General features: G+C 57.8%; 12 protein-coding genes. 6 read left to right on the top strand and 6 right to left on the bottom strand.

What is annotated here, in order from left to right; translation table 11 throughout:
- Positions 1–189: 189 nt before the first annotated feature.
- The 3 genes from BUB60_RS01925 to BUB60_RS01935 are packed head-to-tail and all read right to left on the bottom strand — an operon-like array spanning position 190 to position 4,349.
- The gene (locus BUB60_RS01925) at positions 190–2,055 is read right to left on the bottom strand and encodes an ABC transporter ATP-binding protein (RefSeq protein WP_073075940.1); all 1,866 of its coding nucleotides are present in this window, start codon (positions 2,053–2,055) and stop codon (positions 190–192) included.
- Positions 2,052–3,863 carry an ABC transporter ATP-binding protein gene (locus BUB60_RS01930; RefSeq protein ID WP_073075941.1) on the bottom strand — a complete coding sequence of 604 codons (1,812 nt, stop codon included), beginning with the start codon at positions 3,861–3,863 and terminating at the stop codon, positions 2,052–2,054. Before BUB60_RS01930 ends, BUB60_RS01925 begins: the two co-directional genes overlap by 4 nt.
- 45 nt (positions 3,864–3,908) lie before the next feature.
- A complete protein-coding gene (locus BUB60_RS01935; RefSeq protein ID WP_073075942.1) occupies positions 3,909–4,349 on the bottom strand; it encodes a MarR family winged helix-turn-helix transcriptional regulator in 441 nt (146 codons plus the stop codon).
- Positions 4,350–4,645: 296 nt separating this feature from the next.
- Here BUB60_RS01935 and BUB60_RS01940 point away from each other — a divergent pair, with 296 nt between their 5' ends.
- A complete protein-coding gene (locus BUB60_RS01940; RefSeq protein ID WP_242941124.1) occupies positions 4,646–4,864 on the top strand; it encodes a hypothetical protein in 219 nt (72 codons plus the stop codon).
- A 35-nt stretch (positions 4,865–4,899) separates the two neighbouring features.
- Positions 4,900–5,661 (top strand): lytic transglycosylase domain-containing protein, encoded by a 762-nt coding sequence (locus BUB60_RS01945; RefSeq protein ID WP_073075943.1) that lies wholly within the window; start codon positions 4,900–4,902, stop codon positions 5,659–5,661.
- Between the two features lie 147 nt (positions 5,662–5,808).
- Here the strand turns inward: BUB60_RS01945 and BUB60_RS01950 are convergent, their stop codons facing one another.
- Together BUB60_RS01950 and BUB60_RS01955 are read right to left on the bottom strand one after the other, a co-directional pair.
- On the bottom strand, positions 5,809–6,030 hold the full coding sequence (locus BUB60_RS01950) for a hypothetical protein (RefSeq protein ID WP_084726167.1): 222 nt from the start codon (positions 6,028–6,030) through the stop codon (positions 5,809–5,811).
- A 531-nt stretch (positions 6,031–6,561) separates the two neighbouring features.
- Positions 6,562–7,371: a hypothetical protein gene (locus BUB60_RS01955; RefSeq protein WP_073075944.1), complete on the bottom strand. Its 810-nt coding sequence runs from the start codon at positions 7,369–7,371 to the stop codon at positions 6,562–6,564.
- A gap of 142 nt (positions 7,372–7,513) precedes the next feature.
- On the opposite strand from BUB60_RS01955, the gene spoIID reads away from it, so the two are divergent.
- Together spoIID and BUB60_RS01965 are read left to right on the top strand one after the other, a co-directional pair.
- Positions 7,514–8,554, top strand: coding sequence for a stage II sporulation protein D (gene spoIID / locus BUB60_RS01960; RefSeq protein WP_073075945.1), 1,041 nt, complete (start codon positions 7,514–7,516; stop codon positions 8,552–8,554).
- Between the two features lie 141 nt (positions 8,555–8,695).
- Positions 8,696–9,865, top strand: coding sequence for an NAD(P)-dependent malic enzyme (locus BUB60_RS01965; RefSeq protein WP_073075946.1), 1,170 nt, complete (start codon positions 8,696–8,698; stop codon positions 9,863–9,865).
- A gap of 687 nt (positions 9,866–10,552) precedes the next feature.
- On the opposite strand, the gene BUB60_RS01970 is transcribed toward BUB60_RS01965, so the two are convergent.
- Complete coding sequence (locus tag BUB60_RS01970; protein WP_073075947.1) at positions 10,553–11,980, bottom strand: alanine/glycine:cation symporter family protein; 1,428 nt, start codon at positions 11,978–11,980, stop codon at positions 10,553–10,555.
- 269 nt (positions 11,981–12,249) lie between these two features.
- Here BUB60_RS01970 and BUB60_RS01975 point away from each other — a divergent pair, with 269 nt between their 5' ends.
- Together BUB60_RS01975 and buk are read left to right on the top strand one after the other, a co-directional pair.
- The gene (locus BUB60_RS01975) at positions 12,250–13,164 is read left to right on the top strand and encodes a bifunctional enoyl-CoA hydratase/phosphate acetyltransferase (RefSeq protein WP_073075948.1); all 915 of its coding nucleotides are present in this window, start codon (positions 12,250–12,252) and stop codon (positions 13,162–13,164) included.
- An 18-nt stretch (positions 13,165–13,182) separates the two neighbouring features.
- Positions 13,183–14,283, top strand: a complete 1,101-nt coding sequence (gene buk / locus BUB60_RS01980) for a butyrate kinase (protein WP_073075949.1) — start codon at positions 13,183–13,185, stop codon at positions 14,281–14,283.
- Positions 14,284–14,607 lie beyond the last annotated feature (324 nt).

The following is a 14,607-nucleotide window of genomic DNA, read 5'->3' on the forward strand; positions in this document are numbered from 1 at the left end:
CCTTGCAAAAAAACAGACCCGCCGTACTCTGCAGTACAGCGGGTCTAATGATATGCACCCGGCGCCGGAAATCCTCAGTCGGCTGCACCGACAGAGCCCCCAGGGTATGGGGAGCCCCAACGGGGTCCGGGGAACCCCCGACGGGGGTTTGGGGCGCAGCCCCACCCGAGGGTCATAGGGGGCGGGATTTTAGGATGCCTGCTCGAATTGGCTGTTGTAGAGGTCGGCGTAGAAGCCGCCCTTGGCCAGGAGCTGCTCGTGGTTGCCGCTCTCGACGATGTCGCCGTCGCGCATGACAAGGATCATGTCCGCGTTCTTGATGGTTGACAGCCGGTGGGCGATGACGAAGGACGTCCTGCTCTTCATGAGCTCATCCATTGCCTTCTGTACGAGAAGCTCGGTGCGCGTATCCACGGAGCTGGTGGCCTCATCCAGGATGAGGAGGGGCGAGTTTTGAATCATGGCGCGGGCGATGGTAAGCAGCTGCTTCTGCCCGGCGGACAGGTTGGCGTTGTCGTTGAGCACCGTATCGTAGCCATGGGGCAGCGTCTTGATAAAGTGGTGCAGCCCGACGGCCTTGCAGGCGTTTTTGACTTCCTCGTCCGTAACACCCTGCTTGCTGTAAACGATATTTTCCTTGATGGTGCCCTCAAACAGCCAGGTGTCCTGCAGGACCATGCAGAACAGGTCGTGCACGTTTTCCCGCCGGAGCCTGCTGGTCGGGACGCCGTCCACCAGTATCTCACCGCTGTCCACCTCGTAAAAGCGCATCAGCAGATTGACGATCGTCGTCTTGCCGGCGCCCGTGGGCCCGACGATGGCGACCTTCTGCCCGGCCTTGATATCCGCCGAGAAGTCCTTGATGATCGTCTTATCCGGCGTATACCCGAAGTGGACATGGCTGAAGGTGACGTCGCCGCGCATATCCGCCGGCTGCTCGGTCTTCTCCGATTCGTCCTCCAGCTCTTTTTCCTCCAGGAACTCGAAAACGCGCTCGGAGGCGGCGGCTGTGGACTGCAGCGTCGTTGCCGCCTGGGCCACCTGGGCCAGCGGCTGCGTGAAGAGGCGGATGTAGATCAGAAACGCGACGATGACGCCAAAGTCGATGGTACCGTTTTTCGTAAGGACGGCGCCGACGACGCAGACGGCCACATAGCCGAAGTTGCCGATAAAGTTCATCAGCGGCATCATCAAGCCCGAAAAGAACTGGGACTTCCAGTTGGAATCATAGAGCTTCTCGTTGATATCGTCAAATACCCGCCGGGCTTCCTTTTCGCCGTTATACGCCTTGACGATGTTGTGGCCGGCGTAGATTTCCTCGATGTGGCCGTTGATTTCGCCAAGGTATCTCTGATTGCGCGTAAAGTATTTCTGTGACGACTTCAGGATGACGCTCATGAAGACAAAGCCGATCAGCGTTGAGCCGATAGCCGTCAGCGCCATGATGGCGTTGGTGGCGAACATCATCACAATCGCGCCCAGGAACATGGCGATGGATGTGACCAGTTGCCCCAGGCTCTGGTTTAAAGATTGGCCCAGGGTATCGATATCGTTTGTGACGCGGCTCAAGGTATTGCCGATGGTCGTATTGTCAAAATACCGCAGCGGGAGCCTGTTGATTTTTTCCGAGATGCCGCGGCGCAGGCCGTTCGTCAGACGCTGGGTGACCGTGGCCATGATCCAGCCCTGGATGAAAAGAAGTACGGCGCCGATGACATACAGGATGACCAAGTAGCGGCAGATTGAGGCAATCTTGTCAAGGTCGATGTGTCCGCCGGTCATGACGGAGCTTTGCATGCCGCTGATGATAGTATCGGTGATGTCGCTCAGCTTGTCAGGGCCCAACAGCGAGGTAATAGCGCCCCCAATGGCGCAGATAAAGGCGATAATCATGACAAGCCAGTATTTTTTGCTGTACGCCAGCAGCTTTCCGATTGACTTTTTAAAATTCTTCGGCTTTTCGCCGCCCATGCGCATGCCGCCTGGGCCGGGACCTCCGGCCGGGCGCCGCTGCTGATCCTTCATCTGGCCAATTTCGTATTCGTTTTTGCTCATGCTCCGAGTTCCTCCTTTGACAGCTGCGAGTAGGCGATCTGCTGGTAAACCTCGCAGTTTTTCATCAGCTCGTCATGCGTGCCCATGCCGACCATATTTCCTTCATCCAAAACGATGATGCGGTCGGCGTCCCTGATCGTACCGATGCGCTGCGCGACGATCAGGCTGGTGACACCGGACGTCTCCTTCCGCAGCGCGGAGCGCAGTATCCTGTCCGTCTTGTAATCCAGCGCGGAGAAGGAATCGTCAAAGATATATATTTCAGGCTTTCTGTAGATGGCCCGCGCGATGGCCAGGCGCTGCTTCTGCCCGCCGGAGACATTGGTGCCGCCCTGGGAGATATGCGCTTCGTACTTATCTTCCATCTGCTCGACGAACTCGGCCCCCTGGGCGATCTCGACGGCGCGCCTGATTTCAGCCTCCCTGGCCGCTTTCCTGTCCTCTTCCGTCACCTCTCCGGCGCTTTTTCCCTCTATGACAAGCTCTTGGCCGTTGTCGCCGAAGTCGATGTTGGAGCTGACCGTGCCGGTAAAGAGCACGGCCCGCTGCGGCACATAGCCGATCTTGTTGTGCAGCGCCTCCTGCGTGTACTCGCGGACGTCGACGTCGTCGATCAGGACCTGGCCCTCGCTGACGTCGTAAAACCGCGGCACAAGGTTGATCAGCGTGGATTTGCCGCTGCCGGTGGAGCCGATGAAGGCGACGGTCTCTCCCTTGCGCGCCTTGAAGCTGATATCATGCAAGACGTACTCCTCGGCGTCGGGGTATTTGAAGCTGACATTTCTGAACTCGATCTCGCCGGCAACGTCCGCCGGGGACTGGGTACTCTTGCCGTCCAGAATCCGCGGCTTTGTATCGAGCACCTCGTTGATACGCTTTGCCGAAACCTGGACACGCGGCGCCATGATAAACGTTATCGTCAGCATCATAAACGCCATAATGACCTGCATGGCGTAACCGGAAAACGCCACCATGTTTGAAAAGGTCGCGATCTTATCCATGCCCGCCGCAGCGTCGATGAGATAGGCGCCGATCCAGTAAATGCCGAGCGTTATGCCGCTCATAACAAGGGTCATGCCGGGATTAAACACGGTCATGGCGCGCGTGACGGACAGCATGTTGTTGGTGATGTCACTGTTGGCGACCTCAAACTTCGCCTGCTCGTATTTTTCGGCGTTGTATGCCCGGACGACGCGGATACCCGTCAGGTTCTCGCGGGTCACGCGGTTCAGGTTGTCGGTCAGCCACTGGATTTTCCTGAACTTCGGCAGCGCGTAGATCATAATGGCGGCAATCATGACAAGGAGGACCGCCACAGCGCCTCCGGTGAGCGCCGTCCACTCCCAGCTCTTGGTGGATATTTTAGCCACCGCCCACACGGCCAGAATCGGCGCTTTGATAATGATCTGCAGGCCCATGGCGATAAACATCTGGATTTGCGTGATGTCGTTTGTGGACCGGGTAATCAGGCTCGCCGTCGAAAACCCGTTGATCTCCTCCATGGAGAAGTCCTCGACCCTGTGGAACAGCTTTGAGCGCAGGCGCTTTGAGAAGCCCGCCGCGATCCTGGCCGCGAAGTAGCCCACGATCACCGACGTGACCGCGCTGCCCAGCGTACACAGCAGCATCTTGCCGCCCGTCTCCCAGATTTGCGACATCGTGCTGTCCGGCGTCTCCACGTACCGGGTGATGTCTGTCATGTAGTCCGGCAGCTTCAGGTCCAGCCACGTCTGGGCGAACAGAAAACCGACACAGACCAGAATCAGCAGCCATTCCGTAAGTTTCAAGTGTTTCAGAATTTTGATCATGCTATATGCTCCTAACTGCGAAAATTATATATGAGATAAAAGGACTCAGCAGCATGTATTAAAAACCTTCCCGGATATCTCGGTAATACGTCCGACGATCCGGATATATTCCCGGGCGTCCTCCTCGCCGAGCTCGGTCAGAATTTTGACCATCTTGTCGTGCATTTCCTTCCGCTCGCTTTCAACAAGCTCCCGGCCGAGCTCGGTGATCGTGACAAGAATCCTGCGCCGGTCTCCCTTGTCGACACGCCGTTCAATAAAGCCTTTCGCTTCGAGGCTTTTCAGCGCCATCGCCACTCTGGCCGAGCTGGTGCTCATGGCCGCCGAAAGCTCGCTCGGGAGCGTATCCCTATCCCTGTAACCCAGAAAATTCAGAATAAACATCTCACCGTGCATAAACGCGCTCGCCTTTTTTGGCCAGAAGCTGGATTTCATCATCGCCCCCGTCTTTTTCAGCATTTCCGTTGCCAGTTCACCGTAATCCATGTGATCACCACCCTTTCCGAAATTGCGTGTTTCATTTGCTAATCCTATTAATATCTAACACTTTGAGGTATTATAGCACGCCGCATATGAGGTGTCTATGTGCGATGTGTAGAATGGTGCCCGATCCGGCGGATAAATACAGTCCATTTTATATAATACATCTACAAATCTCTGTTTTTTTATCCGTTTCTCACCATAGCCAATGTTATCCTGACTTTCCCCCGCAAGACTTTTGCTTGCTTGTCCGCCAAAGGCGTGATAATATATATAATATTAATGAAAGGCGGTGCTGATCCGTGAGCGATGCTGTGAAGAACGATACCACCCCGGGCGAAAACGAACCGCTCAACAAATACGAGGCTCTGACGATCCTCTATCTGCAGAAGCAGGAACTGACCGGCATGTCGCCGGAAGAGGTCGTGGGGCGTTATATCGAGGTACACGACCGCATCAAAAAAGAATTTGCGCATCAGAAAGAGGTCAGGAGACGGCGGCTGAATCCCCTGCCGCTGTAATCCCGCCCGTCACATACAGGGAGTGAGGTGTGAGCATGTCCCTCAATATATCGGGCCTCGGCCAAAATGGCGGCGTCCCGTCCGTCAAAAGCACCGGAGCCGGGGTATCTGCCGATTTTTCCGGCATCCTGCAGAAAAGCTCCGAAAAATACGGCGTCGACCTGGACGCGCTGTTTAACTCGGCCAGCGAGAAATACGGCGTACCCGTCAATCTGCTGAAGGCCGTGGCCAAGGCGGAATCGGGCTTCAATCCCAAGGCGACATCGCCGGCGGGCGCCATGGGCATCATGCAGCTCATGCCGGGTACCGCCACCGGTCTCGGCGTGACCGACGCCTATGACCCGGCGCAGAACATCATGGGCGGGGCAAAATACTTAAGTCAGCTTTTAAGCCGCTTCGGCGGGGATACGACCCTGGCCGTCGCCGCTTACAACGCGGGCCCCGGCGCCGTCAGCAAATACGGCGGCGTCCCGCCGTATAATGAGACCCAGAGCTATGTCCGCCGCGTGATGGGCTATCTGGGCCAGGACATTACCGCCGGCACCGTCCCCGTGACGTCCGCCAGCCCGGCGCTGTCACAGCTGTCCGGCCTGGCCGGCAATGACAACCTCGGCGCCATTCTGGAGGGCACGCTCCTGTCCGGCGGCTTCGGCAGCGGCGACATGACGGGCCTTTTGAGCGCCATCAACGGCTCCGACCCGAAGGATATCACCAACGCGCTCATGGCGTCTGTCTACCAGCTGCAGCTCCAAATGCTGCAGGGCGGCGATGACGACGACAACAGCGTGATCGTTTAGACACGGTACAGCACCCCCGGCGGCGGGCGATTCGTGAATCGCCCCTATGAGGCGCACGCGTTTTTGCATATGAAACACAGGGCTGACAGTCCTGTGTTTTTTGATTGTACCACAAAAAAAGGAGAGGGCCTCCCCTCTCCGTACAGCTTATTCGATCAACTTTTCAAGGTCGTCGAGTTTATGATTGATGATCTTTATATCGTTTTCTGCCATAGCGATTCGTTCGACAAGGTTGTTATGCTTTTCTACTTTCTTCTCAAGTTGTTCGAGCCGGTAGTTAACCAGCTTGTTTGCCACCAGAATCCCGGTAAATGAGCCCGTCAGCGTACCGGCAAGAGCAAACAGTGCTACCCATATTTCGGTCGACAACCCTATGCCCCTCCATTTCCGCCATATGGCTATTTGCACAGTTCTGTGCTTTCCATCTTATGCCGCCGGACACGAAAATGAATTTGTCCCACGGAGCTTGATTACCTGCCGAAAAAGGCCGTTTCCACTACAGAGAAACGGCCTTTAGACTGTCGCTAAGCCCAAAGGGCTTTAGCCGACAAAGGGCTGCATACAGCCCGCTCAGCCGCGCGCCGCATGAGAAGAGTCACTCCGGAGGCGCATGTCCTCCTGCGTGACGAGCCCTGACGGGGACGAACGGAGATATAATCCCGTAGGGGCAGACCTTGTGTCTGCCCTCCCCGATGCGCAATGTGGAAACGTTACAGGGCGGACACAAGGTCCGCCCCTACGGAAAGCGCCGCGTTTGTCATTCCAGTCCGCGCCGGAATGATGCGGCAAAGGACAGAATGGAGCCCGTTTATCCCGTGGAGCGGGGTACGGGGCGCAGCCCCGAAACGGGGTCACAGGGGCGGAGCCCCTAAGCGGGGCATGGGGCGCAGCCCCATACCTCTACTGGGCGGGCGGGTGGGCTTCTTCTTCCTCGGTCTTGCTCCGGAGGTTTCTGAGAAAGACGACGGCGTTCACAAAGGCGTTGACCAGCGTGAGGGCAAAGATGATCTTGACCGGCAGGGATACGGCGTCGGCCAAAACGACGGCGCAGAAGAAAATCGTCACCAGATAGCTGAACACCATCCTGCCCGTCACCGCTTTCCGGAAAACGAAGCCCGCACTGAAATAATAGCTAAGCGCGGCGCCGGCGATGGCCAGGCATTGGTAGCTGAAACGGAGAACCACCGGGTTCGCCGCGTTGTTTTTATACAGGAGAATCAGCCAGAAGCAGAAAAAAATGGACGGCACCACGGAAAACAGGGCCAGCTCTCCCCCGCCGCGCCCTTTGTACGCCCCCCGCGCCAGAAACATCAGCGATATCGCCGCGACGACGCCCAGGAAAACAAAGATGAGGTCGAGAATCGACAGGGCGTCCATGGCGTAGACGTTGAAAAAATACAGGACGTTGGCGGCGATCCAGACGATCCCCAGGGCAAATGAAACCGCGAAATATGAAAACCCTCCGTGCGCGAAAGCGCCGGCGTAGTCGTTTTCCGCCTTCAGCCGGGCCGATATCAGAATTCCGGCGGCGACCGCCAGCACGGTCACGGCAATGGAGACGACGATGAGAATCGTCGTGACGGCGGCGCCTCTGACCGCAAAGCCGGTTGTCAGGTCAAAGGCGGTGTTGACTTCTGTCCGCCTGAGCAAAAATCCGATCACCCCGGCGATCAGGGCAAAAACCGGAATAACGACAGCACTCTTACGCATATTTATCGTCCTGTTCCAATAGAATTATTTATGACATAGAAGACAAGCCTCAATAAAGGCGGGAGCGTTAAATTCCAGGATAATCCGCTGAGCTATTGTACATCAGAACAGCCGTTCCGTCAACGCTCCTTGGAGGGATACCATGAAAAAAGTCATACTCGTCGCGCTTGTGCTTTCGGTGTTCGCGCTGGCTTTTTCGGTCATCGTGGCCGCCGGGAACCCGATCGGTGAAGCGCCCTCCCCCGGCGCCACATCGGCGCCTTCTCCCTCCGCCGGCCCGCCGGACGGCGCTTCTCCGGACGCCGAATACGTGTATCAGGACGACGACGTTCCGGTGCGCCTTTTAAATGCCGGGACCGTGACGACGCTGCCGATGTCCCAGTATCTTGTGGGCGTCGTGGCCGCCGAAATGCCCGCCACGTTCGGCGATGAGGCGCTGAAGGCGCAGGCGGTCGCCGCGCGGACAGAGACGCTGTACCACATCCTCGAGTACAAATCGCCCACCCATCCCGACGCCGACGTCTGCTCCGACCCCGCCGACTGCCAGGCTTACAAGACCGACGACGAGCTCCGCGCCAAATGGGGCGCAGACTATGACGCTTACATCAAAAAGATCGCGGCGGCCGTCCAGGCTACGGACGGCGAGTGCCTTGTATATGCCGGCGAGCCCATTCAGGCCGTCTTCCACTCCTCCTCCGCCGGCCAGACGGCAAACAGCGGCGAGGTCTGGCAAAGCAGCCTGCCGTACCTGACCAGTGTCAAAAGCCCCGAGTCCTCGTCCAACGTGCCCAATTACGTGTCCACCGTCGTCGTATCGCTGTCGGACTTCAAATCCACCGTCCTGAACTATTACCCGAAGGCCGTATTTCCAAAGGACGAAAGCCAATGGGTGACGGACATCACCCAATCGCCCAGCGGGCGCCTGAGCACGTTAAAGCTCGGCGGCGTGACGGTCAGCGGAACGTCGCTGCGGGCTATGTTCGGCCTGCGCTCCACCGCCGCGTCCATTTCCGTGGACGACCAAAACGTGACGTTTACTACGACCGGCTACGGCCACGGCGTGGGCATGAGCCAGTACGGGGCCAACACATTCGCCGCCGAGGGCAAAAGCTACAGGGATATCCTGACCTGGTACTACACCGGTGTCCAGTTCGCCGAGGAAAAAACGTTCTTCAGCAAGTGACTGCGCATCCGGGCGCCTCCGCCCGGATGCTTTCCTTTCAGAGCGCGGCGGCAGCGAAGCTGCCATTATACATTATATATTGTAAATATGCCTTCAATGTTATAAAATAATTCAGCAATTTAATTCATTGGAGGAAAATTCATGGACTACGCCGCAGAGTCGCTCCGTCTGCATTACGCATGGGCCGGCAAAATCGATTATGCACCGAAAATGGAGGTTAAAGACAGGGAGGCGCTCTCCTTGGCGTATACGCCGGGCGTGGCGCAGCCCTGTCTTGAAATACAAAAGGACTTGAATAAGAGCTACGAGCTCACCGGGCGGCACAACCTGGTGGCCGTCGTCACCGACGGCTCGGCCGTCCTGGGCCTGGGCGACATCGGCCCCGAGGCCGGGATGCCCGTCATGGAGGGCAAATGCGTCCTGTTCAAGGCCTTCGGCGGCGTGGACGCCGTTCCCCTCTGTATCCGCTCCAAGGACGTGGACGAGATCGTCAAAACCGTATCCCTTCTGGCCGGGAGCTTCGGCGGCATCAATCTGGAGGACATCGCCGCGCCGCGCTGCTTCGAGATCGAGCGCAAGCTCAAGAAAAAATGCGATATCCCCATCTTTCACGACGACCAGCACGGCACCGCCGTGGTCGTCCTGGCCGCGCTGTTAAACGCGCTGAAGCTGACGGGCCGCCGCCTGGAGGACGTCAGCGTCGTCACCTCGGGCGCCGGCGCGGCGGGCATCGCCATTATCAAGCTCCTCATCTCGCTGGGACTCAAAAACGTCGTCCTGTGCGACCGGGAGGGCGCCATCTACAAGGGGCGCAAAAAGCTCAACGGCGCCAAGGAGGAGATTGCTAAAATCACCAATCCCGAAAAAAGAAGGGGCACTCTCGCCGAGGTCATCCAGGGCGCCGACGTGTTCATCGGCGTGTCCGCTCCCGGGGCGGTAACGCCGGACATGGTGCGCTCCATGGCCAAGGACCCCATCCTCTTCCCCATGGCAAACCCCGTGCCCGAGATCATGCCGGACGACGCCCTTGCGGCCGGCGCCGCCATCGTCGGCACAGGCCGCAGCGACTTTCCGAACCAGATCAACAACGTGCTGGCCTTCCCCGGCATTTTCCGCGGCGCGCTGGACGTCCGCGCCTCGGACATCAACGACGCCATGAAGCTGGCCGCCGCCAGAGCCCTGGCCGATCTCGTGGGGGGCGAGCTCTCCAGGGATAAAATCATCCCCGAGCCCTTCGACCCCCGCGTCGGCCCCGCCGTCGCCGAAGCCGTCCGCCAGGCAGCCCGCGAAACAGGCGTGGCAAGGATATAAAAAAATAGGTTTTTTGACAAGCTGAGACGGCGGACGATTGAATCGTCCGCCGCCTTTTATTACGATCAAGCATGACTCAAGGCGTAATCTATTCGCCCCCTGAACAGAAACAAACCCTTTGTCCAGAATACATCAATAATTATAAAGGACCTTCCCCCTGGGGAAGGTGGCGCGGAGCGCCGGATGAGGGCTTATGCCGCTCCCACAAGAGCGGTGGGATCATTCATCCCGCCCCATATAAAATTGGACGGGGGGTTGTAGGGCGTGACGACTCGGCACGCCGTCTGTCCTTATCCAGCGTATCCGCCGCGTCCATAAACCGGACGCCAATAGCCGCCAGCTTAAACTTCCTGCGGGTGGCCACACGGTCATCGTATCACCCAAAATCCCCGTCCCCCGTGTTATACTTACCTTGAAATAAATCGTCCCTCAGAGACCGGCAAAAATTCCGGACCGGCAAAAAAATATATATAAACATATGCGAAAACGAGATTTTCAAAAACCGATTATCCAGCAGCCGCAGCGCTTTGACGCCTGTTCCGGCCGGCAAAATTTAATACTTTCGTAATAATTCACCGAAAATATCCGCCCAAACAGGGCCGTTTCTGAAAAATACAAGCCGAATTTCCGAAATACCACGGCAAAAATCAATTTTACCCGGCCTTTTCAGGGCAATACAAAGCGTTTTTAGCGCCTCCGATATAAGCTTTTATCGTTCCCCTGCCTGTCGAGCCTGTCAAAATGCTCCCTTGTGAGCTTCACCACGACACCGGAGAGGGCGAGGACGGCGATGAGGTTCGGGATGGCCATGAGGCCGTTCAGCGTGTCGGCGACCTGCCAGATAAAGTCCAGGTCCAGCGTCGCGCCCGCGACGGTGACAAGCACGTAAACGAACTGATAAACGGGGATGCTCCGGCTGCCGAAAAGATATTCGGCGCACCGGACGCCGTACAGCGACCAGCCCAAAACGGTGGCCAGAGCGAACATGGACATGCCGACGGCGATGATGACGCCGGCGGCCTTGCCGCCGAAGACAGTGGCAAACGCCGAGATGTTCAGCGCGATGGACCCGTTCGAGCCGTAATTTATATCGATCCCGCTCATGAGGAGCGTGAGGCCCGTGATCGTGCACATAACGATCGTATCCAGAAAGACCTCGAAGATGCCGAACATCCCCTGCTTTACGGGATTCGTCTCGCTTGTGGTGGCGTGGGCGATAGGCGCCGAGCCGAGCCCCGCCTCATTTGAAAACACGCCCCGCCGGAACCCCCAGCTGACGGCCGTCCTGACGGATATACCCGCCGCGCCGCCCGCGGCGGCGGCCGGTGAGAAGGCGTCGTTGAATATTTTGGCAAAAACGGCGCCGAGGCAATCAATATTGACGACAATGACGACGAGGGACGCGATGATATACACCGCCGCCATCAGCGGGACGAGCACCTCCGTCACGCGGCCGATCCGCTTAATGCCGCCGAACAGCGTCAGCGCCGTCAGCAGCGCCACGATGATCCCGACGGTCAGGTTGATGGTGCTTTTATACTGGCCGGCCCCGGGGATAAACGCCTGGACGGCGCTGTTTATGGACCCCGTCATATTGCCCACCTGGACGGCGTTGCCGACACCGAAGGCCGCCACGGCGCCAAATACGCAAAAAACTGCCGCCAGCCACTCGAAGTTCTTTCCCAGGCCGTTTTTGATGTAGTACATGGGCCCGCCGGCCCACTCCCCCGCCTTGTTCCGCTCCCGGAACCGGACAGCCAGGACGACCTCGGCGTACTTGGTGCACATACCGATAACGGCCGAAACCCACAGCCAGAAGATCGAGCCGGCGCCGCCCAGGGTCACCGCCGAGGTGATGCCCGCGATATTCCCCGTACCCACGGTGGACGCCAGCGCTGTGGTGAGTGCCTGAAAGGGCGTGACGTCGCCCTTGCTGGACTTTTGCTTTGAAAAGGCCTTGCCGATGGTATTTTTCATGGCGTAGCGGAAGCGAAATATCTGGACAAAATGCGTGCGGAAGCTCAGATATACGCCGACCCCGACGATGAGCGCCAGCATCGGTATCCCCCACACCAGGCCGCTGATGGCCTCGTTCAGCTCCTTAAGCCACTCCATAACCGTCTCCTTACGTGCCGCAAATCTGCCCGGCAAACAGACATGTCCGGTTTATAAGCATATGAAAAAGGGGCGGAGGTCAGAACAAAACGATATAAAATAACGGGCCGCGCCATTGAACTGACTCATTAAAAATGTTAATATATTATGAACGAAATGAGCAGTTCTCAACAAGCCGCCGGGATCAGAGCAAGAGACGTCGCCGGGCGGCACGGTTCAACGCCGTTATATTGAAATGACGCCGCATTCTAAGGACCGGAGGAAAATGTATGAAAATCACATGTTTCGAGGACCTGGCCGCCGAAGCAAAAAGGATGGCGAAAAAGACGGTCATCGCCGTCGTGGAAGCGCAGGACGAGCACACGCTCGAATCCGTTATCCAGGCCACAAAGGACGGGATCATGGTTCCCGCCCTCATCGGCAACGAGGCGCGCATCAGGGCGCTGCTGGCGCGCTTCGGCGCCGACCCCGGCGGGTTCGATATCGTCCCGGCAAACGGCGCGGAGGATTCTCTCCAAAAGGCCGTGGCGCTCATCAAGGCCGGCAAAGCCGGCGCCATCATGAAGGGCATCCTGGAATCCGGCCAGTTCATGAAGGCGATTCTCGACAAGGAAAACGGCCTCATCCCGGCGGGCGGCAAGCTCTCGCTCATCGGCTTTTACGAGGCGCCGAAATATCACAAGCTTTTCGCCGTCAGCGATTTCGGCCTCAATACTTATCCGGACCTGGCGCTCAAAAGGATCATCATCGAAAACGCCGTCCGGCTTCTGCACGCTCTCGGCCATGAAAGTCCGAAGGTCGCCGTGCTCTCCTCTGTGGAAAAGGTCAATCCGAAAATGCCCGACGCGGTGGATGGCGGCGCGCTGAAGGAGATGAACCAGCGCGGCGAACTTTCCGGCTGCATTGTGGAGGGCCCCATCTCCTTTGACCTGGCCACGAGCGCGGAGGCCGCCCGGATCAAGGGGTACTTAAGCCCCGTGGCCGGTGACGCCGACCTTCTGATCGTCCCGGACATCGCCGCCGGCAATATGCTTGTCAAGTGCCTGACCGGCTTCGGCGGCGCCCGGACAGCCGGCACGGTCCTCGGGGCGGCTGTGCCCGTCATCCTCACCTCCCGTTCCGCCGAGGCCTCGGATAAGTACTATTCCATCGCGCTGGCCGCGTGCGCGGCGGCGGGCTTTTAGAGGGGGGCTTTGATCGGAATGAACAAGAACATCAGGATACTGGCGGTCAACCCCGGCTCCACCTCCACAAAAATTGCCCTCTTCGACAACGAAAACGAGGTATTCAGCGAGACCATCCGCCACGCTCCCGAAGAGCTGAAGACGTTTAAGGAGATTCAGGACCAGTTGGATTACCGGCGCGATACGGTGGAAAGGACGATGGAGGCCCGGGGCTATCCCCTGGCGGACGTCGACGTCTTCGTCGGCCGCGGCGGCGGCCTTTTGCCGCTTGTGGGCGGCACATACCAGGTCACGGCGCTTTTGGCCGAGCACGCCAGCCGCGGCATGTCGGGCCAGCACCCGGCGCAGCTGGCCTCTCAGATCTGCCGCCAGTTCGCCGAACGATACGGCAAAAAGGCCTACGTCGTCAATCCCCCCGACGTGGACGAGTTTGAGGACATCGCCCGCGTCACCGGCCTGAGAGGCGTTTACAGGGAGAGCCACGTCCACGCCCTCAACCAGAAGGAGATCGCCCTCCGGTTCTGCGCCGCCCGCGGCCTCAAGTACGAGGACGTCAACCTCATCATCTGCCACATCGGCGGCGGCATTTCCATCACGGCCCACAAAAAAGGCCGCATGATCGACTCCAACGACATCATCAAGGGCTCCGGCCCCATGACGCCGACGCGGGCCGGCGATATGGCATATATGAAGATCGTCGACATGGCCTACAGCGGCGACTACACAAAAAAAGAGCTTACCGACAAGCTCAACAAAAACGGCGGCCTGATGGACCACTTCGGCACAGCCGACACGCGGCAGGTGCTCTCCCTGGCCGAAAGCGGCGACAAATACGCCGCGCTGATCTATGACGGCATGATCTATCAAAACGCCAAATATGTCGGCGCCATGGCCGTGGCGCTCAAGGGAAAGGTCGACGCCATTATCCTCACCGGCGGCGTCTCCAACGGCAAATATTTTACGGATAAAATGACGGAATACATCGGCTGGATCGCCGAGGTCGTCGTCATGCCCGGCGAATTCGAGCTGGAAGCGCTGGCTGCCGGCGCCCTCCGCGCCGCACGTGGTCAAGAACCCCCAAAGCTCTATACCGGCATCCCCGTCTGGAACGGCTTTTAGCCCGCCGATAGCCGATATTTAAATATTTAAAAGAACGCCCTTTAGCGGCGTTCTTTTTGCGTTATTACAGCGTTTTCCCGGCGGCATCAATCGCACCGGCCGCGGACTTCAGCATTATTTCATAGAACGACACTCTTCTCCTGGCGTTTTTCATTAAAAATTATGGTAACATTCGTACATCTGTAACAAATTATTAAATATTTGGTTAAATAAATTACAAATAGTTGACATTACTAAGGCAAAGTGTTACAATTCGTTACATTCCGGGTTTTTGGAACCGCCTCAACTGTGCTCCAGTCATTTCCCCCAGTCTGCAAAACTCCC

Source organism: Sporobacter termitidis DSM 10068 (assembly GCF_900130065.1).
In the GTDB taxonomy this organism is placed as follows: Bacteria; Bacillota; Clostridia; order Oscillospirales; family Oscillospiraceae; genus Sporobacter; species Sporobacter termitidis.